The organism is Paenibacillus sp. CCS19 (assembly GCF_033239625.1).
In the GTDB taxonomy this organism is placed as follows: Bacteria; Bacillota; Bacilli; order Paenibacillales; family Paenibacillaceae; genus Paenibacillus_T.
In genome coordinates this window covers 59329-82565 of record NZ_BTCK01000010.1, presented here as the reverse complement: position 1 = coordinate 82565, position 23237 = coordinate 59329, and the positions used below count along the sequence as shown (strand labels likewise).

Annotated in this window: 23 protein-coding genes; 13 read left to right on the top strand and 10 right to left on the bottom strand. The window is 48.6% G+C overall.

The features are described from left to right. Positions 1-87: 87 nt before the first annotated feature. The 3 genes from greA (at position 88) to SBI19_RS09780 (ending at position 3059) form a co-directional block, all read left to right on the top strand. Positions 88-564, top strand: a complete 477-nt coding sequence (gene greA / locus SBI19_RS09790; RefSeq protein WP_317967484.1) for a transcription elongation factor GreA — start codon at positions 88-90, stop codon at positions 562-564. Between the two features lie 350 nt (positions 565-914). Next, entirely contained in the window at positions 915-2000 is a 1086-nt protein-coding gene (locus SBI19_RS09785) for an L-dopachrome tautomerase-related protein (protein ID WP_317967602.1), read from the top strand. A 168-nt stretch (positions 2001-2168) separates the two neighbouring features. Continuing rightward, positions 2169-3059: a ketopantoate reductase family protein gene (locus SBI19_RS09780; protein ID WP_317967482.1), complete on the top strand. Its 891-nt coding sequence runs from the start codon at positions 2169-2171 to the stop codon at positions 3057-3059. Between the two features lie 211 nt (positions 3060-3270). On the opposite strand, the gene SBI19_RS09775 is transcribed toward SBI19_RS09780, so the two are convergent. Further along, positions 3271-3900, bottom strand: coding sequence for a DUF998 domain-containing protein (locus SBI19_RS09775; RefSeq protein WP_317967480.1), 630 nt, complete (start codon positions 3898-3900; stop codon positions 3271-3273). A 145-nt stretch (positions 3901-4045) separates the two neighbouring features. On the opposite strand from SBI19_RS09775, the gene SBI19_RS09770 reads away from it, so the two are divergent. From SBI19_RS09770 to SBI19_RS09750, 5 genes are all read left to right on the top strand, one after another. Continuing rightward, positions 4046-4408, top strand: a complete 363-nt coding sequence (locus SBI19_RS09770; RefSeq protein WP_317967478.1) for a response regulator — start codon at positions 4046-4048, stop codon at positions 4406-4408. 62 nt (positions 4409-4470) lie between these two features. Continuing rightward, complete coding sequence (locus SBI19_RS09765; protein ID WP_317967476.1) at positions 4471-5148, top strand: response regulator transcription factor; 678 nt, start codon at positions 4471-4473, stop codon at positions 5146-5148. Next, a complete protein-coding gene (locus tag SBI19_RS09760) occupies positions 5145-6524 on the top strand; it encodes a sensor histidine kinase (RefSeq protein WP_317967474.1) in 1380 nt (459 codons plus the stop codon). The genes SBI19_RS09765 and SBI19_RS09760 overlap by 4 nt, the downstream gene beginning before the upstream one ends. A 66-nt stretch (positions 6525-6590) precedes the next feature. Then, positions 6591-7718, top strand: coding sequence for an ABC transporter permease (locus SBI19_RS09755; protein ID WP_317967472.1), 1128 nt, complete (start codon positions 6591-6593; stop codon positions 7716-7718). Then, the gene (locus SBI19_RS09750) at positions 7715-8395 is read left to right on the top strand and encodes an ABC transporter ATP-binding protein (protein WP_317967470.1); all 681 of its coding nucleotides are present in this window, start codon (positions 7715-7717) and stop codon (positions 8393-8395) included. Before SBI19_RS09755 ends, SBI19_RS09750 begins: the two co-directional genes overlap by 4 nt. A gap of 102 nt (positions 8396-8497) precedes the next feature. Here SBI19_RS09750 and SBI19_RS09745 read toward each other — a convergent pair whose 3' ends face one another. The 3 genes from SBI19_RS09745 to SBI19_RS09735 all read right to left on the bottom strand — a co-directional run bounded on the left by SBI19_RS09745 (position 8498) and on the right by SBI19_RS09735 (position 11331). Then, on the bottom strand, positions 8498-9367 hold the full coding sequence (locus SBI19_RS09745; RefSeq protein ID WP_317967468.1) for a CPBP family intramembrane glutamic endopeptidase: 870 nt from the start codon (positions 9365-9367) through the stop codon (positions 8498-8500). 157 nt (positions 9368-9524) lie between these two features. Further along, positions 9525-10169, bottom strand: coding sequence for a response regulator (locus tag SBI19_RS09740; RefSeq protein WP_317967466.1), 645 nt, complete (start codon positions 10167-10169; stop codon positions 9525-9527). Continuing rightward, a complete protein-coding gene (locus tag SBI19_RS09735; protein WP_317967464.1) occupies positions 10156-11331 on the bottom strand; it encodes a sensor histidine kinase in 1176 nt (391 codons plus the stop codon). Before SBI19_RS09735 ends, SBI19_RS09740 begins: the two co-directional genes overlap by 14 nt. Positions 11332-11483: 152 nt before the next feature. On the opposite strand from SBI19_RS09735, the gene SBI19_RS09730 reads away from it, so the two are divergent. After that, positions 11484-12605: a lamin tail domain-containing protein gene (locus SBI19_RS09730; protein ID WP_317967462.1), complete on the top strand. Its 1122-nt coding sequence runs from the start codon at positions 11484-11486 to the stop codon at positions 12603-12605. A 104-nt stretch (positions 12606-12709) separates the two neighbouring features. Here SBI19_RS09730 and SBI19_RS09725 read toward each other — a convergent pair whose 3' ends face one another. Continuing rightward, on the bottom strand, positions 12710-13288 hold the full coding sequence (locus tag SBI19_RS09725) for a TetR/AcrR family transcriptional regulator (RefSeq protein ID WP_317967460.1): 579 nt from the start codon (positions 13286-13288) through the stop codon (positions 12710-12712). Positions 13289-13492: 204 nt separating this feature from the next. Between SBI19_RS09725 and SBI19_RS09720 the strand changes: the two genes are divergently transcribed. Next, positions 13493-14686 (top strand): MFS transporter, encoded by a 1194-nt coding sequence (locus SBI19_RS09720; protein ID WP_317967599.1) that lies wholly within the window; start codon positions 13493-13495, stop codon positions 14684-14686. A gap of 412 nt (positions 14687-15098) precedes the next feature. Beyond that, the gene (locus SBI19_RS09715) at positions 15099-16115 is read left to right on the top strand and encodes a two-component system sensor histidine kinase NtrB (RefSeq protein WP_317967458.1); all 1017 of its coding nucleotides are present in this window, start codon (positions 15099-15101) and stop codon (positions 16113-16115) included. A gap of 114 nt (positions 16116-16229) precedes the next feature. On the opposite strand, the gene SBI19_RS09710 is transcribed toward SBI19_RS09715, so the two are convergent. Next, a complete protein-coding gene (locus SBI19_RS09710) occupies positions 16230-17330 on the bottom strand; it encodes a PRK06851 family protein (protein ID WP_483312264.1) in 1101 nt (366 codons plus the stop codon). 242 nt (positions 17331-17572) lie between these two features. Continuing rightward, a complete protein-coding gene (locus SBI19_RS09705) occupies positions 17573-18427 on the bottom strand; it encodes an SDR family NAD(P)-dependent oxidoreductase (protein ID WP_317967454.1) in 855 nt (284 codons plus the stop codon). A gap of 175 nt (positions 18428-18602) precedes the next feature. On the opposite strand from SBI19_RS09705, the gene SBI19_RS09700 reads away from it, so the two are divergent. After that, entirely contained in the window at positions 18603-19106 is a 504-nt protein-coding gene (locus SBI19_RS09700; RefSeq protein WP_317967452.1) for a MerR family transcriptional regulator, read from the top strand. 97 nt (positions 19107-19203) lie between these two features. Here SBI19_RS09700 and SBI19_RS09695 read toward each other — a convergent pair whose 3' ends face one another. Next, on the bottom strand, positions 19204-19560 hold the full coding sequence (locus tag SBI19_RS09695) for a winged helix-turn-helix domain-containing protein (RefSeq protein WP_317967450.1): 357 nt from the start codon (positions 19558-19560) through the stop codon (positions 19204-19206). A gap of 42 nt (positions 19561-19602) precedes the next feature. Then, a complete protein-coding gene (locus SBI19_RS09690) occupies positions 19603-19992 on the bottom strand; it encodes a hypothetical protein (protein WP_317967448.1) in 390 nt (129 codons plus the stop codon). Between the two features lie 337 nt (positions 19993-20329). Here SBI19_RS09690 and SBI19_RS09685 point away from each other — a divergent pair, with 337 nt between their 5' ends. Continuing rightward, positions 20330-21787 carry a DHA2 family efflux MFS transporter permease subunit gene (locus tag SBI19_RS09685; RefSeq protein ID WP_483312267.1) on the top strand — a complete coding sequence of 486 codons (1458 nt, stop codon included), beginning with the start codon at positions 20330-20332 and terminating at the stop codon, positions 21785-21787. Between the two features lie 80 nt (positions 21788-21867). Here the strand turns inward: SBI19_RS09685 and SBI19_RS09680 are convergent, their stop codons facing one another. Then, positions 21868-22956: a sensor domain-containing diguanylate cyclase gene (locus tag SBI19_RS09680; RefSeq protein WP_317967444.1), complete on the bottom strand. Its 1089-nt coding sequence runs from the start codon at positions 22954-22956 to the stop codon at positions 21868-21870. Positions 22957-23237 lie beyond the last annotated feature (281 nt).

Genomic DNA, 23237 nt, shown 5'->3' with positions numbered 1-23237 from the left:
CTTTCCTAATCTCCAATAACTATTTGAGCTATTGCAGTTCGAAATAGGGTAAACTGATACAGACTATAGGGAATGAGGACTGAAACCATGGATAAAGATGAAGTAATATTGACGCAAGAGGGCTTGGAGCAGATTGAGGAAGAGCTCCGCGAGCTCAAGACGGTCAAGCGCAAGGAGTTAGCGGAGCGGTTGAAAGTGGCGATCAGTTATGGCGATCTTAAAGAAAACAGTGAGTACCATTCTGCCAAGGATGATCAGGCGCACATGGAAACCCGAATTTTGGCTCTGGAGCGGGTATTAAAGCGGGCACGGGTCGTGAATGCGGACAGTGTGGACTTGAATGAAGTCAGCGTAGGTTCTTATGTGATCTTGAATGATATTGAATTCGCCGAGAGGATTGAATACCGCATTGTCGGTCCGGCTGAGGCCAATGTAGCGGAGAACAAAATTTCTTACGAAAGCCCACTCGGAAAGGGTCTCTTGGGCAAAAAGGTAGGGGATATAATTAACGTAGACGCGCCAATGGGCAACCTTCAATATGAGCTGCTCGAAATCAAAATTTGAAAAGTGTTTCATTTCATGATGGTTCAACTTCGCGCTTTGGATGTTACGGTGAACCGTATCACAAGTGAAGCAAAATATTTTAGAGAGCAGTAAGTGGTCTTTCAGTCTAGCCCCCATCGCAAGATGGGGGTTATTTGATATTCAAGTACGGGTTAAACTTCGACAAGGTAAAGCGTCCTCCGATCAGCTTCCAAGATTTCCGTCACTGACAAATAAAGGGTTAATCCAATTGTGAAGGGCTGCTAGGGATCCTGTAAAATTATTTTAATATCCAGGCTAATTGAACCACATTCAGTCATATAAATAGGCGATAGCAGCCCGAACTTGTCGAGGGGGATTTTATACAAGTGATGTTACCGAGTGAAAAGTATTTCGGTAAATTTGAGGCGGTTTTTTTATTTTACGGAGCCATGCCTACAGGTGTTACTGTTTCGGAAACGGGGCGTATTTTCATTTGCTTTCCGAAATGGGGAGACGACGTTAAGTTTACGGTGGCTGAAATCGTTCACGGTACATTACAGCCTTATCCTAGTTTAGACGCCAATGTGGTAAGCCCTTCGAATATCACAACGTCCTTTGTTAGTGTCCAAAGTGTGGTTGCTGATGGAAAAGGAACGCTTTGGGTGCTGGATACGGGAGCGCCTAATTTCTCAGAACCCATCAAGGGTGGAGCGAAGTTAGTCGGTGTAGATTTAAATTCAAATTCCATAAGAAGTGTATATACATTTACGGATGATATTGTCCTGCCAACCACTTATCTGAATGATGTAAGATTTGATTTTCGTGTTGGTAAGGCAGGTTACGCTTATATAACGGATTCGTCTTCCCGAGGTCCTGGTGCCATAATTGTCGTTGATTTAGAAACGGGCTATGCCTGGAGACGGTTAAACGGAGCAAATTCAACCTCGCCCGATCGCTTTTTCTTACCGAAAGTCGAAGGTGAAATCCTGATGAATCGAAACAAAGACGGATCTTCTTCACCGTTCAGATTAGCATCCGATGGCATAGCGATTTCCCCGGACGGCAAGACGTTGTATTTTTGTCCTCTCTCCAGTCGTCATCTGTACTCGATCTCAACGGAAGCCCTAAGAGACCGAACCATATCGGACATGAATTTACAGGATCACGTGAAGTATTGGGGAGAAAAAGGTGCTTCAGATGGAATGATCACCGGTGCAAAAGGAAACGTTTATGCTGGAGACTATGAAAACAATAGTATTCGAAAGATATTGCCGAATGGAATAATGGAAACCATCGCACATGATCCAAGAATTTTATGGCCGGATACTTTTTCTATTGGTCCCGACCAATACTTATATTTCATCGTGAACCAACTACATCGGCAGTCAAGATTTCATTATGGAAATGACCTGCGGCAGAAGCCTTATAGTTTACTCCGCATGAAAATAGACGAATCACCTGCTCCCACCTTTTAGTAAATATTTTGCTTTATAAAGTTGTAATCATCAAATATCGCAATATGTCGTCTACACGACTTTCCTCAAACTCTGTCGGTTGAAATCAAAAGCATGCGATATTATCATCTAATCAAACAGGTATCGTATAAATAATCTGTGACTTATCCTTTGAAAGGAAGGGTCATATTGAACACCAAACCACATAGAATTTTGATATTTGGCGCCGGCGTGATTGGCAGTGTATATGCACTCCGCTTAGCGCAGTCGGGACTAGACGTAACTATACTGGCACGAAGAAAGAGACTGGAGGCGCTGAAAAGGGAAGGACTGAAATATAACGATAATGGAACGAACAGGAAAATATCAATCAAGACGATCGAGAAACTTGATAACGACGACATTTATGATTTTATTCTGGTTCCAGTCAGATATGATCAGGCCGATTCTGCCCTAGCTGCGATCAAGCATAATCGGAGCAAGACCATCGTCACCTTGACCAACACCATTGGATATGACTCTTGGCTTGAAATCGTGGGCGATCGCTTACTTCCGGGATTTCCGGGCGCTGGCGGAGACATCAAAGAAGATGTTCTATATGCCCAATTCGGTTCCGAGAAACATCAAGGAACCATATTCGGTGAAATAAATGGACAGATAACCGAAAGAGTGAAAGAGCTTGCCCATATATTTGAATCGGCGGATTTGCATTATGAAATCCAAAAAGACATTCAGTCATTCCATATTTCGCATACTGCGTTGGCTATCGTCAACAAGCATTTCTATACGAATGATGGAATGATGGATATAGAGACGGCAAGAAGTGTAAGCACGCTTAGTAAGATCGCCGCAGATATCAAACAGAACATTCATCTGGTAGAACAAGCCGGAATTTCGGTAATCCCACCTGAAACGAAAGCGTTGGGAGAATTGCCTGTCAACGATATAATTGATCGTTACCGTCAGATGCTGAGCAATGACTTCATCATTGATGTAAAGCTTGGGAATCATGCCGTCAACCAAAAAGCAGAAATAATGTTATTAGACGAGATGTTTCATAAAATGATATCTGTTCGGTAGGGCGAATTTTATGATCAAATCACTTGTTCTTCAGGCACAATACTCGTGATAATCATTGAACTTTGATTGAATTAATATGGTTTTCGCATTTCTGTAATTACTTCGCTTTCTACACTATTTCAAATGAAAGGCCATCCACATAGGATGGCCTTTCATTTGCCTTTGTGGACAGCGAAACTTACCTCGCCAAAGCTACTGATTGCCAACCTGCTCACGAACCCTGCCGTAATCCTGCCGCAGCAAGACCGATCCAGCCTGCTCCTATGAAGATAAACAGGCGCTCCGTTAATCCGAAATATAGAGGAGCGCCGCTCGAGGCAAAGATGGAGACGATAGAAACCATGAGCAGAAGAAACGAAACGGCCGTTAACCCCGCCAGCCAAACCATGCTCTTCTTCACAGTACTCCATCTCGGGTCGTTGCCCAGCTTTCGGGTCAACAAAGTGACGGCGATGACGAGGAAGATAAAGGATACTATCGCGGCCGCGAAGTGAATCATGCCGCTGGTGGACGGGAGCTTATCCCAGCTTCCGATAGGATCGGTCGGGAAGACGGCCGCAATGAGCAAGGATATACCCCAAAGCGCCAGGCACGTAATGCCTGCGTATCCGAGCTTTCCGCGAGTCCTTCGAACCAGCTCCAGCGACAAAGTCAGCGAACCGAGCCCCAGTGCTGTAAGGCTTGCCGGGAGCAGCCACCCGCCCGGGCCATGCACATAGTAGCTCATGGCATCGTACAGAAAGGTCACTTCTGGTTGCAGCATGTGCAGCAGCACGATAAAGATGGTAAACAGCGTTAGGCCAATACGGGTTGCGAATACGAGTGGAGTGTTAGAAATCATGTATTTTCCTCCTTAAGTGTGTTGATTAGTTGTAACTATAAGCGATAGATGTGTAGAACATTTGGAGACGATCTGTTGTTTTTATGCCGCCGTCTGATCATCGATGTTCATGCTATAATGGTGAAAATCGTTTAGGGGATACGATATGATGTCGACAATTCTGATTGTGGAAGATGAACAGAATATGCGGAATACGATGAGGGGGTTTCTGGAGCAAGAGGGATTTCGGATCTTGATCGCTTCGGACGGGCGGACGGCGATCTACACAACCCGCGCCGAGAAGCCGGAGATCGTCTTGCTTGACTGGATGCTGCCCGGGATGAGTGGCATTGAGGTGTTCGAACGGTTTTATCAGGGGGATTCATCGAATGGCACACGGAGGCAGGATAGAGGTTCGCAATCGAAGGGAAGGCGGCGCCGAATTCGAGGTATTGCTTCCGCTCCCGCCGATCCAATGTTCAACGTGCGGCTAGCCAATCTTCGGATTAGGGGTGTCGCTGCTGCCTAAATCGCGGGCGTTGATGCTTGAAGGGATGCACTGGATCAAAATTCCGAGACTGGGGGGTTAATATGAACCATCTGCTGCTGGCAGACGACGATCCGAATATTAGAGCGTTGGTGCGTTATGTCATGTCCCGTGAAGGATATAGCGTGCATGAGGCTCGTGACGGGGTCGAGGCGGTAAAGGTCATGGAGCATTCGCCTATAGATATCGCGATCATTGATGTGATGATGCCTCATATGGATGGGTTTGAGTTGTGTGAACATATACGGCAGCATTACGACATTCCGATTATTTTGCTCACGGCCAAGGATCAGCTATCGGATAAAGAACAAGGTTATCTAAAGGGAACGGACGACTATGTAACCAAGCCGTTCGAGCCGGAAGAGCTGCTTTTCCGGGTTAAAGCTTTGTTTCGCCGCTATAATCGGGTGGCCGATGACATCATTCGGATGCATCGCATTACGATAGATCGCAAAAACGTAGAAGTGAACGACGGTCAATCAGTTCTCTTGCTTCCGATGAAAGAGTTTGAATTGCTCGCTCAATTGGCGCAGTACCCGGGACGTCTGTTTTCCCGTGACGAGTTGATCCGTCTCGTATGGGGTCAGGATTATGAAGGCGACGATAATACGGTCAATGTACATATCAACAGACTTCGTCAGCGCTTTGCCGATTACGCGGACGACTTTGTTATTCAGACGGTCCGAGGCATCGGCTACAAGATTGTGGTGAGGGACAAATGAAAAGTTTGTACTATCGCGTCATTCTAATCACGTTAGCGGTCATCTTCATTAGCAGCATGCTGGGGTTCCTCGCCTCCAACATTTACTATCACATGAAGCTCAAACCGTATAACGACGAGAAGCTTGTATCCATTGCCGAGAATATGAAGAGTTTTATTGAATTCGATCCTTCAGGTATGGAACCCTATCTTCGCAATGCAGCCGCTCTGGGGTACGAAATATATGTGACGGATGGACAAGCGGAATCGCACTTCTACGGGAGCAGCTTCCGGGGGCAAGATCTAGACAAGAGTGATATCAAGCTCGTTCTTGACGGCAGCATCTATCACGGTGTGGCGCAATATCCGAATAAGCCATTCATTACCGGCTTCTTCGAGAATCGTTTAAGCAATACGGTAGGCGTACCCGTCCATGCATCCGGGAAAACGTTCGCCTTATTCATGCGGCCGGATGTACTGCTGCAGTTCGGCGAGCTCCGCACCTTCTTTGCATTGATCGGATTGTTGACGATCGTTATTAGCATCGTGCTCTTCTTGGTCAGTACTCGTTATATCGTCAAGCCGATAACCCGATTGACCGAAGCGACCAAACGTCTGGCGCAGGGAAACTATAATCTTCGGCTAACGACGGGAAGACGGGATGAGATTGGTCAACTAGCCGAGCATTTCATGACGATGAGCCGAGAACTGGAGCGGGTCGATACGGCACGCCAGCAGTTTGTGTCCAATGTATCGCATGAAATCCAGTCGCCGCTTACTTCCATTCAGGGATTCGCTAAGGTATTGTCGCAAGTCGATTTGTCGCAAGAGGAACGCCTCCAATATGCCTCGATTGTGGAAGCGGAGAGCCGCCACCTCTCCATGCTGAGCAAACAGCTTCTGCTGCTCTCTTCGCTAGAACAGGGAGAAGAGGCGCTGAACAAGAAGAAGTTCTCCTTACGCAGCGATGTCCGTCAAGCCGTAGAAATGCTGCAATGGCAGCTGGAAGAGAACAATCTGCTGCTAAAGCTATCCGTTCCGGAAACCATCTCGGTTCACGGCGATCAAGTGCTTCTTATGCAAGTATGGACCAATTTGCTCAGCAATGCGGTGAACCATATTCCTTCGGGCCGAAGCATCGAAGTGTATGCAGAGGAGATGCCGTCGCATATACGGGTCGTTATTTCGGATTCGGGAGAAGGGATAGCACCGGAGCATTTGCCTTATCTATTCGATCGCTTCTACCGTGTCGATCGCGCACGGGAACGTGATTCGGGTCGAACGGGCTTAGGACTGGCCATTGTGAAGAGAGTTGTGCAACTGCACGAGGGAACGATCGAAGTGAGCAGCGCGCCAGGGGCAGGCACCAGCTTTACGGTGACGCTTCCCAAATTGTAATTTGTTATTTATGCGCCATTTATATTCGCTTCCTACACTGGAGTCATCCAAGAGGAGGGAAGCACAATGTATCTGGCTATTCGAGAAATGAGATTTGCTAAAGTTCGTTATTCGCTGATTGCAATCATTATGCTGCTAGTCGCTTTCCTGGTTCTGTTCGTTACCGGACTTGCGCAAGGGCTCGCTTATGATAACGGGGCATCGATTCAGAATATGGACGCTACGCATTTTATGATGGAGAAGGATTCGAATCATCGCTTCACCCGTTCACAACTCAGCAAAGAAGCAGCGGTACAAGCAGCCTCTATTGCAGGACAAGAGAACGTGCAGCCGCTTAGCATCAGGATGACCACCGTGATGACGGAAGGGACGACTGCCAAGCTGGACGTGACCCTTTTTGGCATGGATCCGGGAGGTTGGTTGATGCCGAAGGCGACCGAAGGCGCAGCAATCACGTCGAGTGCTACCGGGCAAGTGGTTGTAGATCGCAAGCTGAAGGATTCGGGAGTTGGTCTCGGCACGATACTGGTTGATCAGGCTTCCGGCTTAAAATGGACGGTTAGCGGTTTTGTCAGTCATGAATCGTTCAGCCACTCGCCAGTGATTCTGCTGAATCTGCATGACTGGCAGCAACTTCAGGCGAAAACAATTACACGGTCAGGCACAGAGGGAGCCGGAGAGGACAAGATCTATAATGCGATTGCCCTTAAAGCAAATAAGCATCAAGTAGAGCAGCTTGTTACAGCCTTCCCGGATTCAGAGATCGTTACCAAAGCAGAGGCTGTTTCGGCTATCCCTGGGTACAAGGAGGAACAGGGTTCGCTTTGGATGATGATCGTTTTCTTGTTTATCATCTCTTCCTTTGTCCTAGCGGTGTTTTTCTATGTCATCACGATCCAGAAGAGCAGTCAGTTCGGCATTTTGAAGGCCATTGGCACAAGGACGGCTTACCTAATAAGAAGCGTTACCTTTCAAGTGTTGTTATTATCGACAGGGAGTCTTATCGTCAGTATGCTGCTTATTCAAGCGGTCGAAGCTGTCCTGCCTGCTGGAATGCCGTTTCAACTTCAACCCTCTACGCTGGTGTATACTAGCGGCGCCTTTATTGCGATGTCGCTAGCCGGATCATTGCTTTCCATCTGGAAAGTAACCCGAATAGATGCGCTGGATGCGATTGGGAGGAGTGCGGCATGAGACACAGATTGGTGCTGGACAATATTACGCACACATTCGAGGATGGCGGCATGCAGCGAACGGTGCTCGATCATTTAAGCTTGCAAGTATCGGAAGGGGAATTTGTCGCTGTTATGGGGCCCTCCGGATCCGGCAAGAGCACGTTCCTTTCGATAGCGGGCGCGCTCCTAGAGCCGACAAGCGGCGGCGTACTGCTAGATGGAGAACCGGTCGTCGGTAAAGAGAAGCAAGCGTTGTCCGATATGCGGCTGACTAAGATCGGATTTATTTTTCAAAGCGCCAACTTAATTCCGTACTTGAAGGTGGAAGAACAGTTGATGCTGGTCGCCAAGCTGGGGAGCATGAACAAAGTGAAGGCGAATAAACGGATTAGGGAGCTGCTTCATAAGCTGGGCTTAGACCACCGCGGCAGTGCCTATCCCGATAAACTGTCAGGCGGTGAGCGTCAGCGCGTCGCAATCGCAAGAGCGCTTATGAATGATCCGGCCGTACTATTAGCGGACGAACCGACGGCAAGTCTAGATGCCTCTAGAGGAATGGACGTCGTACGGATGATTGCGGGAGAAGCTAAGGAACGAGGAAAGAGTGCCGTTATGGTTACGCATGACGAACGGGTGCTGCCGCTATGTGATCGTGTTCTTTACTTGGAGAACGGTCGTCTGATTGAGAAATCATAAACCGAAGGTTAAGTCGAAGATTGGGTACGATAGATCAACGAGAGGGCTGCCAAGGCAGCCCTTTATTCATTAATCTATACCGCCCAAAGCATGAACCGGCGTTCAGCGATTTCCTAGCGGTGCCCGATTTCGTGCAGCACTAATCAGCATGGGAATGGCAATCATAAGGCTGATCACAACCGGAACAATAGAGCCCTCAAGACCAAACTCTCCCCCTGTAAGAAGTGCAGAACCGTTCACTTTCACAGAATAGAGACCGGGTGTTATATGTCCAGAAACAGGAATGCCGAGCAAGCCTTCTAGTGCATTCCAGCCAAAATGAAGCCCCATGGCAAACCACAGGTTTCGCCGCCATAAGAATGCGGCTCCGAGCAGAACACCTGCTTCAATGGTTATTGCAAAGCCACTCCATAGTGTTGACCCTGTATTCCCAAGATGGGCAACTCCGAAGAATAATGAGGTCACAGCGAGTGCAAGCCATTGACCACCCCACTTGTGAATGGCTTGAAACATAAGTCCGCGAAAGATAAGCTCCTCGACGATGGCCGCGCCTATGGCTGACACAATGGAGGGTAACAGAACAGAACCCATATCTGCAGCACCCGCCCAGTGAAGGGAGTAACCGCCCGCAGCAACAATAATAAAAGTGGACACTAGGATAAAGAGTATCCCTAATAGCAGTCCCAACCCAGCTTCAACTCCTGCGCGTTGTATTGGCAACTCAGGAGTTGACCGGCGAGCTAGGTATTTCATTGTAAGCTTGTAGACCATGATGACAATAAAGCCCTCTGCAAGTGTAATGAGTAGAGAACCAATTGCCTCTGCTTGATCTGCAAGCGTCCGGAATATCGAATCCGCCAGAATAATACCGATGGCACCCGTAATCAGCCAAACGATTGGCAAGCGCCAAAATGAACCCCATCTGCTTAATTTCCCGCTATTGTGCTGCTTCTCCATAAGCCTGTTCTTCATGTCTTGTTTCAGCTCCTCTATTTCACATTTGTATGAGGATAAGTGTAGGGAAAAAAAGTCATAAAGAGAAAGTGCGCTTTGGTCAGTATTTGGTCATAGACTTACGCAAATAAGCCAGCAACTATAATAAGATGCTGGCTTTATGGCTAATGGCCTCTTAGTGATCTAAGATTCCTGAATCTCGGGCCTTACGGGTCGCTTCACGCCTTCCGCTCACATTCAGCTTCGAATAAATCGCTGAAATGTAATTCTTAACCGTTCCTTCACTAAGAAACAACGCCTCGGCGATGTCTTGGTTGCGCATGCCTGAGGCCAGCTTATGCAGCACCTCAATCTCGCGCGTACTGAGCCCGTATTCATTGCTTTTCGGGGCGGAGGTCTGGTTCATGCTTTTAATCATTTTACTTGCCATCTCCTGTGTGATTAAAGTCCCACCCGCGTGAACCACCCTTATGCCCGCAGCCAATTCCCTAGGATGGATGGCCTTGAGCAAATAACCTTCTGCGCCATGGCTTAACGCCGCCAGCACATAGTCTACTTCCCGGTAGGAGGTCAGTATAATCACTTTCGTTACAGGCATCCGCTCTTTAATCTGTGCTGTTGCGGCAACGCCGTCCATCACCGGCATATTGATATCCATCAACACAATATCCGGCTGAAACTGCTCACAATGTCTGACTGCTTCCTCGCCATTCTTGGATACCCCGACGATTTCCAAATCTTCTTCCATGGATAATACGATGCGAAGACTCTCCAGAATCAATTCCTGATCATCGGCAAGCAGCACTTTAATTGTTGCCATGCCTTATCACTCCCTTCAGAGGAATCTCGCACCTGACTTCGGTGGTCACGGAAGCTCCCACTTCAGATGACACGAACAGGCTGCCGCCTAGCTGCTCGACTCGTTGCTGCATGGCAGTCAGACCGAAGCCATATACCAGATTATCAATCGGTTTGCCATTATTTCGAATGGACAATAGCAGAATGGACTCGGAAAACGTAAGCTCCAGTTGCAGATGAGATGCTTTTCCATGCTTTATCGCGTTCGTAAAAGACTCCTGAATGACTCGAAGTATCGTTTGTCGCATTTCAAAACGCATCATCGGCTCTTTCCCCGGCAGACTCAGAGTCACGACTGTTCTCGTGTGCTCCTGGAAACTGGCTGCGAGCGCCTCAACCTGTTGGATAAGATTCGCTTCCTCTTCGTCGCCCATCTCGTGGACAATGCTTCTCATTTCGTCCAGATTGCTCTCCGCCAATGCTCTTAAACGAATTAACCGGTCTTTGACCTCGGCAGGTTTGTGATCCAGAAGGGCAATGGAAGCATCAAGGCTCATAATGAGCGAGATAAAGGAGTGTCCCAGCGTATCGTGAAGCTCCTTGGACATGCGGTTGCGCTCTTCAAGCAGAGTCATTCTCTTAATCTCAGCGGCGTAGTGGGTGAGCAGCTTGTTTTGCTCCTCCACTTCAGCCACCAGTTCATTCTTCTGATAATACGCATTGGCTACGGTGCTTGCCCATATGCCGATGAAGCAGAATAGAAGGTTGTCTGTTCCGATACCAAGGGTATGTTCCCAAGACAATCTCAAATGAGACTGGAAGGTAAAAGGAATCAATGCAACGGCGGGAATGATCCAGAGGGTATGTATCGTCCATAAGTATCCCATTGTAAGACTCGGCAATAAGTAATCCGCCTTTGAAGCGAGATCTGGATGGAGGACCGTATTGACATAATAAGAGCCGCCCAGCAACAGCTCCAATAAACAAAACCAGACTTTGTTCATCCGACGTTGGGGGAACCAGAATACCATGGGAACGATAAACGCTGCCATTAACCAGGTGATGTCCACCCATGTGCGGTTTGAAAACTCAACCTTTGTGAAAAACGGGGACAACAACAAAATATAATGGTAGGAACGAAGAGCGAATATTCCCCAATCCATGAAAGATAGTATTTTTCTCATATCTACCACTTTTCCTATAAAATCGATCAGCGCTAGCAATCCTATGTATCATTATAGCTTTTTTCCAACAATTGTACTTGATGCTTTACATTCAAAACATAGACTGATATGTTTTTCCATAGTTTCGATAGACTAGAAAGGGATGAAGGGTCTTGCGTAATCTAGGAGCAGGAATTAGAGGATTTATATTAGGAGTAGTATGCACATTACTTCTAACAGGCGCTGCCGCGGCATATGCCGCCAATAGTTCCACAATCGAGGTTTACTTTGAGAACCTGCGTTACATGTTTGATGGGGTAGAGAAGAGTCCAACAGGCACGAAAGGTTTTGTTTACGAAGGGACCACCTACGTACCTCTTCGTTTCGTGAGTGAAGCACTAGGAAAAGAAGTTACGTGGGAGGGCGAGGCGAAGACGATCTGGGTGGGTAAGAAGCCTCCGCAATTGATTAAGTTAACCGATCTGCCAGTCCGTGCAGAAGATGAGGCGGGCATGCTAGCCATCAATAACTGGAGCACAGGTGGACATAACACAGCAGCAGAAGCCAGCTTTACGATTAACGGCAAGACCTATAGTAATGGAATCGGCCTGTATTTGCATGATATGCCGTACCCGCCTTATATCCGTACTGGGGGAAATGCTGCCTACAACCTTGCCGGCAAGTATACGCGGTTAACGGGTCTAATCGGAGCAGGCAAGAGCAAGTTTAGCGGTACAGCCGAAGGAACCTTGACCATTGTAGGCGATGGTAAGGAACTGCTCTCGATTTCTGGCATCTCTGCAAGCCTTAGTCCAAAGAATGTCGATGTGGATCTTACAGGGGTTCAGGAATTAAGAATCAATTTTCAATCGGACCGTAACGGCTTAGTTAATATGATATTAGCCGATCCCAAGTTGACTCCGGCAGATCCTGCTTCAGTCAAGCCGGCTCCTGCTAAGACGCCATCGGATATTTATATTGTTACTCGCAATCGCAAGGCTGAATATGTTGCGATTAGAAACAAGAGCGACAAAAACACCGTAGATTTGAAGGGCTGGTCGGTTGTAAGCAGCGATGGCAAAGAGACCTATACCTTTAAGGACAGCTTTACTTTAGGGCCGGACTGTTATGTATTTTTGACTAGCGGCAATGAAGGTAAAAGTGGTATTACAACAGATTTCGAAGAGTATTCTCGTACCCTGATCTGGTCTACCAAGGCAATTTGGAATGATCAGTCCGAAGACAATGCAGAGCTTTACGATGCATCCGGTACGTTGGTAAGCGAGTATAAGTAACTTAACACTAGGGTGAAAAGAAGGGGGGTTCCCAGACAGGGGGAGCCCCTTTCGCTATGTAATCAGCAGAAGGGGCGCTGCCTAAACCATGGCTAGTGGAAGTTTTAGGTAGATTGGATGCCTTCAAATGCACGGTTCACCAGATGCTGCACATAGGAGTCATCTATCTTATCACCGGTCACTAGCAAGCGATAGAAGATCGGTCCATAAATGAGATCGATGCTTATCTCGATGTCGAGGTCTTGCTTCAATTCCTTGCGTTCAATACCTTTCTCCAGCAGGCTTCTTGCTTCCAGTCGGCGGGGGCGGAAATAGCGTGCCCGATAGGCTTCCGCCAATCCGGCATCGAATTGTCCTTGACCCAGCAGCTCCGTAATGATAATGCCTTCCCGACTCGTCATGAACCGGGCCACGTTCGTGGCGTGCATGAGAATATCGTTCAATGCCGAACCCGTATCGGGCAGAGGGAGCCTGGCATTGGCTGCATAAAGGAAACCGTCCATGACCACGGCAGCCTTGTTAGGCCACCATTTATAAATCGTCGCTTTGCTTACTTGCGCGCGCTCAGCGATTTTATCGACTGTAACCGTCTCAAAGCCATGTTCCACTAACAACGCGTAAGATGCGGAAAGGATCGACTTCTGCGCTTCGACATTACGAGGCCGGCCTCTCTTGCTCTCCATCAACATCATCGCCTTTCGCCATTATGTAATGACATCCTAATCTAAACTATACGTCCAGTATACCCTCTCTCAGAAAAAAAGGACATGGAATGCCTATTTACAAAACTAAACGTTCAGTATATGATTACCTTACTAATTAATAAACTAAACGTTCAGTATTTGAATGGAGGCATTCGTATGAGAAGCGAGCCGGTTGGAATTACAATTGCCGATGGAAAAAAGCAAGCAGACGAGAAGAACCTGCCTACATGGCTAATCCTGCTTCTGGCAACCGCGTGCGGTATTATTGTGGCGAATCTTTACTACGCGCAGCCATTGGTAGGCGTCATTCGTTCTTCGGTCGGGATGTCCGCGGGCACTGCTGGCTTGATCGTGACATTGACGCAGATTGGTTACGTTGTCGGATTGCTGTTTGTCGTGCCTATGGGGGATTTGGTTGAAAATCGAAGGTTGGTTGTCGTTTCCCTACTGCTCACAGCAGCTGCTCTTGCAGCCGCTGCAGTGTCGGAACAAGCGGCCTTGTTCCTGTTCGCTTCGTTCGCCATCGGCGTAGGGGCGGTCGCGGCGCAAGTGCTCGTTCCTTATGCATCCTATCTTGCATCCGAATCTTCGCGCGGCCGCGTCGTCGGCAATGTCATGAGCGGCTTGCTGCTTGGAATCATGCTCTCGCGTCCATTGTCGAGTCTGGCAGCTGAATTCTTGGGCTGGCATGCGATATTCGCTTTGTCGGCTGCAGCTGTTGCTGTTCTGGCTATCGTATTAATGAGAGTGCTGCCTGCAAGAAGACCGTCCACAAACACACCTTATACGGCTCTGCTTCGTTCGATGTGGCATTTGCTGCGAACAACTTCTATACTGCGCCGTCGCGCTGCCTATCATGCTTGTGTATTTGCGACGTTCAGCTTGTTCTGGACAACAGTTCCGTTGCTGTTGACAGGTCCGGTTTATCACTTTTCTCAAAAAGGCGTTGCCTTGTTCGCGCTTGTAGGGGTCGCAGGTGCGGTGGCTGCTCCAGTGGCTGGCCGGCTGGCGGATCGAGGCTGGACTCGACCGGCAACATGGATAGCGCTCGCTGCCGTCATCATCTCCGTTCTGCTTCCGCTCTTGGTACGGAGCAGCTCTCCCGTAGGAGTCGGCGTTCTTGTCGTTTCGGCTATCCTATTGGACGCTGGCGTATCCGCCAATCTCGTGCTCGGACAACGGGCGATCTTCTCGCTCAGCCCGGACATCCGTAGTCGTCTGAACGGGCTTTTCATGGCCATTTTCTTTATGGGCGGCGCTGCGGGCTCTGCCTTAGGGGGATGGGCATACGCCTCGGGCGGATGGAGTACGGCGTTGTGGATCGGAATCGTATTTCCGGTCGCGGCCATGCTTTATTTCGCCACTGAGAAGAGGTAAGCAGCTTAGTCAATCCGAACGGAATGGATGCCGCACCAGAAGCTTGGCCGAGGGTTCTTCCTCTGTAACGGGATTCATCGTACACTTAAACGCATTGTCCTAACCTGGGCAGTGCGTTTTTTTGAGTTCGAGCAAATTTCGTTATGGTTCTAGACTTCTCTAATTTGCACTATAAGTAGACAATTTTTAGAAAAGGATATACGCGGATTTTGTCGAATATATAGATGAAAGTCATGAAATAATTAACTTTTAGGAGAATAATATGTTTTTTCGATTGATGTATCATGTTGTTTTACCTTTGTACATCGTTTTTGTAGTTGTTGCTTCCTTTGCAATGGGCAAACAACTTAACAGTATCCTGCTTATTGCATTAGGTATCTTGTTCACCGTAAGCATTGTAGGGGAGAAGGCTTTGTCAAACTGGCCAATGAGGATGACGATTGTGCAGTTTGTTCTATTGCTGTGCTTCCATGAAGTCAGCCAGTTGAACTGGTGCTTTACGATCTACATTATTTTGCTGACCAAGGCGCTCTACCAACATGTCCAAGGGACAATCAAAGCGGTGCTTCTCGGCTTCGGATTTATTGCGCTGTATACGATTATTCGCGCTTCCTATACGCCTATGAATATCTATAGCCTGCTCGCCTCCACTTCGGATTTTCTGACTTCGCTTGCGGTCGTACTGATCATTCAATACATTGTCGAGATGGAGCGACAAAAGAACGCGCTGAAGGAAGCAATGAAAAGGGAAGAGATGATGTTCGAGCAGGAGAAAATGCGGGTGGTGGGGGAACTTGCGGCTGGCCTTGCGCATGAAATCAGAAATCCGCTCGCGTCCCTTCGCGGGCTCCTGCAGCATTCGAAGCAGCGCCAGTACAACATTGAGCCTTGGTATGATCTTATGATGGACGAAACCAGCCGGATGAACAAGCTGACAGTGGAATTTCTGCAGTTCTCTAAACCGGACCCTTCTTCATACCGCATCCACTCTCTCCATGAATGTTTGCAAAAGGTCGTGTATTTAACGGGACCGAAGGCGGCTGATCTGGGGCTGAAGCTTGTGTACGCTGATACTAAGTTGGATGCACAGGTTCGGATCGATATGAGCAAAATGGTGCAAGTGTTCGTAAACATCGTGAATAACGCGCTCGAATCGATGGCTGAGAGCGGTAACAGCACGGTTACGCTGAGGCTGTCAACAGAAGGGACAAGAGTAATTGCTGAAGTGCAGGATAGGGGCAAGGGAATTCAGGAACAGGACATGAAGCAGATCTTTAACCCTTTCTTTACGACGAAGACGGATGGAACGGGCTTGGGACTCTCGATTTGCAAGAAAATCGTTCAGGACCACGGCGGAGATATTGAGGTTCGCAGCAGTCTGGGTCAAGGGACAACCTTCTCCGTTTGTCTACCGACTGTAAGCGAATAGTACTCTACGCAGTGGGATGGCATTATTTGCAATAAAGCGCGCCGGCGCCGTGATAGCGGTATTCAAGAAGGGCACCTCCCAAGGGTGCCCTTTCATTTTATCCGACAGGTCCATTTAAATAGCGGAGCCCGTCAGTTCATTCAACTCGGACTGCAATTGCAGCCTGAGTTCCTCCACGATTGAGAAATCGGTTGCCGCGACATAGTAGGCCTTAATCTGAGAATCGATGGCCTCGGCTTCCGCTAACAGCGAGGTGGCCGCTTTCATTTTCGCAGAGTAACGTTCTTTAATTTCGGCTATTGGAGTTGCATAGGTTTCATCTGTACCTGGAGCTATAGTGAGCGAGTACATATCCAAAATTTCATCGCCGTCCCGGTCAGGAAAGTATTCGTGCGGGGCGGTACTATCGAAGATAGCTGTTCCGAGCGCCGGGAAGATCAACATATCCAGGCTGTTCGGATCAAAGCCGCAATGGAACACCTCGACTTCGATTCCTTTCTGTTCGGCAGCGGCGGCAAGCTTCTTGAGCATTGTCGATTTGCCGGATCCCGGTCTTCCTTTGATGAAAATCCGTCTGTTGAGCCGAGCAGTCAAGCTTTGAATAAAATCGAAAGCGCCCTTCGGAGTCGCAGCCCCGAAGAATAAGTGACGTCCGGCGGTTGGTGCATCGCTTCCATGGCCATCGAATAATTGTTGAATCAAGTCCTGCTTGATCTGGTCGGCCTTTGCGAAATCCATGCTTTCGATATAATACTTTTCCCATTCATCGTGAATGCGCAATGCGGTTAAGAACGTTTCATAGGCTTGCGAATAAGCGCTGACAAGCTTGCCTTTCAGATCCTCGATCGTCTTGGCATGTTCGGGTACGATAAGACTGTAATTAAGCGCTTTGCCAAAATGAATATACTCGATTTCATCCGCCTCATTCTCGGAGATCCCGTCACAAACTCGGCCATCGATAATGCCGATCTTCGATTCCGTTAGAATGATGCCATCCAGTTCATCGGGACGGAGAGGCGAATGGAAGCATTGCACATGCCGGCCTTTATCCAACTGGCTGTCCGCCAGGTTGCGAATAACGGTCGATTTCCCCGTGCCTTGGGGGCCGGAAAGCACGAATATTTTGTTCAGCCCATCGAAGGCTGACTTATGCAGGAAGTGGGCGCCGTGTGCGGTATTGCCTCGAACAAAGTAGTGGGACGATTTTTCCACCAATCTGAACACTCCTTTGTGCCTATTCCGATTCAGCAAGCTTACAGGGTCAGAGATATCGATCGGAATAAGGATGCATGGGATATATGCCTATGCACTTGTATATTCCGCAGCGTAAAAAGTGGTGTTTATATTCTCCCCATTGTTAATCATAAATCGCATGAATCCTTTCCAAACAGGCAGCGCCTGCGCTCTATATATGAATTCCGCAACCGGTCTGAGGCAGATCGACACGATCCAGCGCATTAGGGTAACGAACAAAATTCATGTTCATAAATGGCATTGATCCTGTGCAAGATGCTCTGCGATTGATCTTTAAATTTTAATTCCGCAACCTGCCCTTTCAATAAGAAGACGCCGGTTTCATTCCGGTGCTGCCCAAGTGCGCCTTCATACAGCTTACCGGCACCATGGGTTGGCGGAGAGAAGAACCATTTCATCAACAGGCCGACTACTGGAGGCAATCCGGATTTCTTCCCTTTCCTTAACGTGTTGTTGCCGCCCGGGTCAACGCTGCGAATCTTGATATCATCTTGGGCAAGCTGCGGCGCGATGGCCTGGGTCCATAACGAGAGCGCTAGCTTGGAGGCGGCATAAGGACCAAGCAGCTTGCGGAAGGTCTTGGGGCGCTCCAGACTTTCGATATTCAACTCCTTCGTAAATTTCAGGGCTGAAGATGAGGTGTTAATGACTGTTTTTAAACGGCCGTTTCGTAGGAGATCCTTCAATTCCATCAGAATGATATACGGAACGACAGTCATCAGCTCATAGTGATACTCTCGTCCCTGCTTCGAATAACTGAGCTCGGTGAAGGACCCCCCGGCGTTGTTGAACAATAGATCGATCCGCTGCTCCTTGGATTTGATTACTTCCAAAGCTCGTCTCAAGGCGGCAAAGTCAGCAAGATCTTCCACTTTATAAATGCGAAGCCATCCCCTCTGAACGGCGTCTTGGATCTCCATATCGTCCGACGGAAAGTCGGAGCGGTTCAATGCAACCACCTGCCAGTTGTCCGACAGCAGCTTGCGGGTCAATGCCAATCCGATTCCTGCGTTTGCACCCGTAATCATAGCAATGTTGTCGCGGTGTCCCTTATTCATTGCAGTTTCCTCCCAATACCTAGATATCATTCTTATGAAGCTCACTCTATAACTTGGAGTCGACTTCAAGTCAATATGGAAAAAACCTAGTTTTGTCCAAAGAATAAGGCACTTGACTTGGAGCCGGCACCAAGATGTATAATGCACACAAAAATGGACTCTGGGAGGGAACGGAATGAAGGAAGAGCGGACGTTCTCGATTAAACAAACTGCCACGCAAACCGGCATTTCTGAAGATACGATTCGTTATTATGAGAAGATCGCGCTGCTCCCCCGGGCGGAAAGAAAAGATAACGGACATCGCATCTATCGGCAGGGAGACATCGATACGATTCAACTGATATCTTGTCTGAAAAAAACGGGGATGCCGCTGGAAGAAATGCGGCCTTTTCTGACGGTATCCACGGATGCCGATCCCGCTGAGTTCCCCGAACTGGTGGGGCTCTTAAGGAGCCATCGGGAGAACATCGTCAGCCAAATCGCCTCTCTGCAGCAGGTCGTCGATTTCATCGATATGAAATTGGAGCAGGGGAGGTACCGGAAGAGCTGCTCGGATGAAACGCAGGACGACGCGTCCGGCAGCAGGGGGGAAGAATCCAAGTCCCAATCGGTCTCGACGATTCAGATGAGTTATTTTCCTCTATCCACCGGAAAATCCGCTGGGCTGAACATGGAATAAACAAGGCCATCCCGTTCCTTGCAATCCGAGAGGTCGCCTGGATAAACAAAGAGCCGTCACCAGAAGTGGTGACAGGCTCTTATTGTTGTTGTAATGGTTAGTCCAGTTTAGTGACGAGGATGTCATAATTGCAATTTAACGTTACTGCGCCTTCGTTGTATATCCAAATGCCGTACACCGATTGTTGGCCGGCATTTACAATTGTAAATCCGGAACCGGAGGTTTTCTTTTTGCCTAAAACATCGAAGAAACCGAATACTTTATAATGGCATAAAGCGCGATTCATTCGGCGGAGGATGGACGTATCCATCATAAAATTTCGAAGCGGGTCGGGAAGACGGCGAAACACCTCTTCCATTAAATAATCGAAAATATGATGCTGCCGGCCATCGATTTGATTAATGGAGTCGGCAATGTCAGCGCTCCGGCCCATAGAGATGGCGGCCAGCTGCATGCCGGTAACCCAGCCCTCCGTCCGCTGCATAAGTTCATCGGCTTACTCATTCGTCAGTTCGAAACCATTCATATGACGGAATAAAGCGATAACCTCGTTACATTCGAACATGAGGTCATGCATCGTAATGCGATTCAATTCACCATTCACAAGAAGCTTGGCGATCGGGATGTCCGGCACCGTGCGACTTGCAATAATAAGCCGAACTTGGGAAGGCAAACGCTCCAGCATATAGCTGAGCGAATCATGAATGGAGGGGAGCTCGATACAGTGGTAATCGTCGAGTATAATTATGACCTTGTCAGGCAAAAGCTCCATATCGCGCAGCATCGCTCTCAGGATATGCTCCGTCGGAACCGAAGAGCCCTGATCCAGCAGCGGAAGACTGGACAGACCGAAACCCGGCGAGCACTGGCGGATCGCGGCCGTCACATATCGCCAGAACGAAATCCAATCGTTATCCAGTCGATCTAAATTTCATCCTCGATTAAGGGAATTTTCGTTGGCATTGTTATCTATCCCCATAATATATGAAGCATGAAAGCGGCACAAAAAGAAATTTATGCATAATCGAATGAAGGATTATTTTAAGAATCGCATCCATACTGAAGAATGTAGGACAACTGACCCCATACGTTGTTGACTTTTTCCAGTGGGTCAGCGATTATTGGAAAATGCAATGGTTTTACCGCTACATAAGCGGGTGTTTGTAAGGATAAACCTAACAAGGAGGAAACGAAGTACAATGGAGGCTGCTAATCAAGCTGCTATGAGTGCAGAAGGGCCGGATTTGAGCAAAATCAAACGCGCCCCGATTGTTATCGCACTGATCATCGGCGCATTCGTTGCAATTCTGAACGAAACGCTGCTCGGCAATGCTTTTCCTGATTTGATCAAGGCGTTAAATGTAACGCCCTCTACGATTCAATGGCTGTCCACCGCCTACATGCTGGTGGTTGGCGTGCTCGTGCCGGTAACGGCGATTTTGCAAGAGTGGTTCACGACGCGGCAAATGTTCATCGGCGCGATGACATTTTTCCTAATAGGTACAATTATTGCGGCGTTTGCACCGGGGTTTGAAGTACTGCTGGTAGGGCGTGTCGTACAAGCGCTCGGTACAGGGTTAATGCTGCCGGTTATGATGAACACGATTCTTGCGATTTTCCCGCCTGAGAAACGCGGTGGAGCGATGGGATTGATCGGTCTGGTTATCATGGTCGCTCCGGCGATCGGACCGACGGTATCGGGTCTCATTCTCGATTCGCTTGAATGGCGTTGGTTGTTCTACCTGGTTATTCCGCTTGCGGCCTTCTCGATCATTTTTGCATCTATTTATATGAAGAACGTATCGAGAATTACGAAGCCGAAGGTAGACATCCTGTCGATCATTCTCTCGACGATTGGTTTCGGCGGTGTCGTGTACGGATTCAGTAAGTCAGGTGACCTTGGCTGGAGCGATCCTGAGGTGTATTTGATGGTTGCGGCAGGTGTCCTCGGCATTGTAATCTTTGCTGTTCGTCAAATCATGCTCAAAAGCCCGGTCATGGATATGCGTGCATTCAAATACCCGATGTTCGCTCTCGTTACGATACTGATGCTTGTCATGATGATGACGTTGTTCTCGACGCTGACCCTGCTGCCGCTGTATTTGCAAGGTCCGCTTATGTTGACGGCATTCTCTTCAGGTCTTATTATGCTGCCAGGCGGCATTGTCAACGGGATGATGGCACCGGTAGCCGGCGTTTTGTTCGACAAGCTTGGACCACGTGTACTCGTTATTCCGGGGCTTGCTATCGTGGTTGGCGCGATCTACATGTTCACTGGCATTGATATGGATACGACAAAAGGCTACCTCATCACCGTGCATATCATCATGATGATCGGTATTTCACTTGTGATGATGCCTGCTCAGACGACGGCGCTGAACCAGCTGCCGCGCGCATTGTATCCACATGGCACGGCAATTATGAACACGCTTCAGCAAGTTGCAGGCGCAATTGGCGTGGCGCTGTTCATCAGCATTATGTCCAACGGTACGAAGGACTATCTCGCGACATCCAGCAATCCCGAGGATCCGATTGAATCGTTAAAAGGCATGATCGAGGGCTTGCACAATGCATTCTGGGTAGGTCTGTGCATGGGCATTCTCGCCCTCGTCATCGGTCTGTTCATTCGCCGCACAAGCCCGCCTGAAGGCGAAGAACCGCGCCAAGGCATGGGACATTAAGTTCGTTAGATGAACGACAAGAAGGGATTGACCTTGCAAGACTGCACATAACGCGGTCTTGTAGGTCAATCCCTTCTTTTTTACCCCGCGAGTTCTCCATCAACCGCAATCCGATTGGCGCCGTTCGACTTGGCGAGATACATCGATTGGTCCGCCGTACGCATGAGATCAAGCTCCGACTTGCCCTCTGTCCACAGCGTACAGCCGACACTGGTGGACATGAGCAGCTGCAGCTCTTTGATCTGCATGGGCGACTCTAATTGCTCGGTCAAACGACGAGCGACCTGCATCAGGTCGTCGCGGCCGTTCTTCAGCCATGCCGCCACCACGAACTCATCGCCGCCTACGCGCGCGATCAGATCGGATTCGCGAACAGCCTTCTTGATGCGATTCGCGAATTCTACAAGCACGAGGTCGCCGACTTCATGTCCGTAAGTATCGTTGCACTGCTTGAATTTATTCAAATCGAGGTAGAACAACCCGAATAGGCCTTCACCGCGGCTGGCCCGATTCATCCAGCCTTGGACGCGATCGCTAAAGCCTCTGCGATTCAGCAATCCCGTCAGAATGTCGCGCTCCGTTAATTGAATGAGTTCGCTCTCCAGCTTCTCGCGTCTTTTGATCTCAGCTCTTAGCTGAATCAATAGCTGCTCGTAATCGTTCAGAATCCGAATCTTGTCATCGTAGTTAATTTGCTTGCCCAGCTCCGAACCTAAGGCGAGCGATAACAGCTGCAGCGTCTCGATATCGCGATTGGAGAAAGCATCGGTACGGCTGGAGATAACTTTCAATACGCCAACAGCGTTGCTTGACTCGAACAAGGGAACGCAGACCATGCTCCTTGCGCCGACTTTCAGCGTCGCCGCTTTATCGACGCGGTCGTCCTGCTGCGTATCCGCCGAATACAGGATTTCCTTCTCCGTTACGCACAAGCCGGACAAGCTGCCGTTCTTATTGATTCGAATGCCGAGATGAGGGTGCAAGGTGCCGCTGACGGCGGCATAAACCATTTCATCGCCGGCCAGCATTTCGATGGTAGAACCGTCGGCATCCGTTAATAGGCACATTCGATCGCAGATCGTCTGCATGAACTGCTTCAAATCAAAGTTAGACAACAGCATCTGCTGTTGGACTTCCATTATGACTTCAAGGTGACGGTTCTCAAACATCGTCCTAATTCCCCCATGCTTAGCGTCGTAATCTGTCGAATATCATTAGGTTACATGCTAGCACTTTTAACTAAGTTTGTCAGCCGCGCCTTGAAAGCGGGGGATACTAGAGACGTATAATCACTCACATTTTTATACGACCATCAGCTTTCTCCGCGCATCATGCAAATTTGATTGGTAAATACTGTCCCTTGTTATGTTATAATAACTGGAATATAAGCGATTCAGATGGATTTGTTGAGACTATTATGTTCTAAGAGGAGGTTATGCTCGTGGCCCGA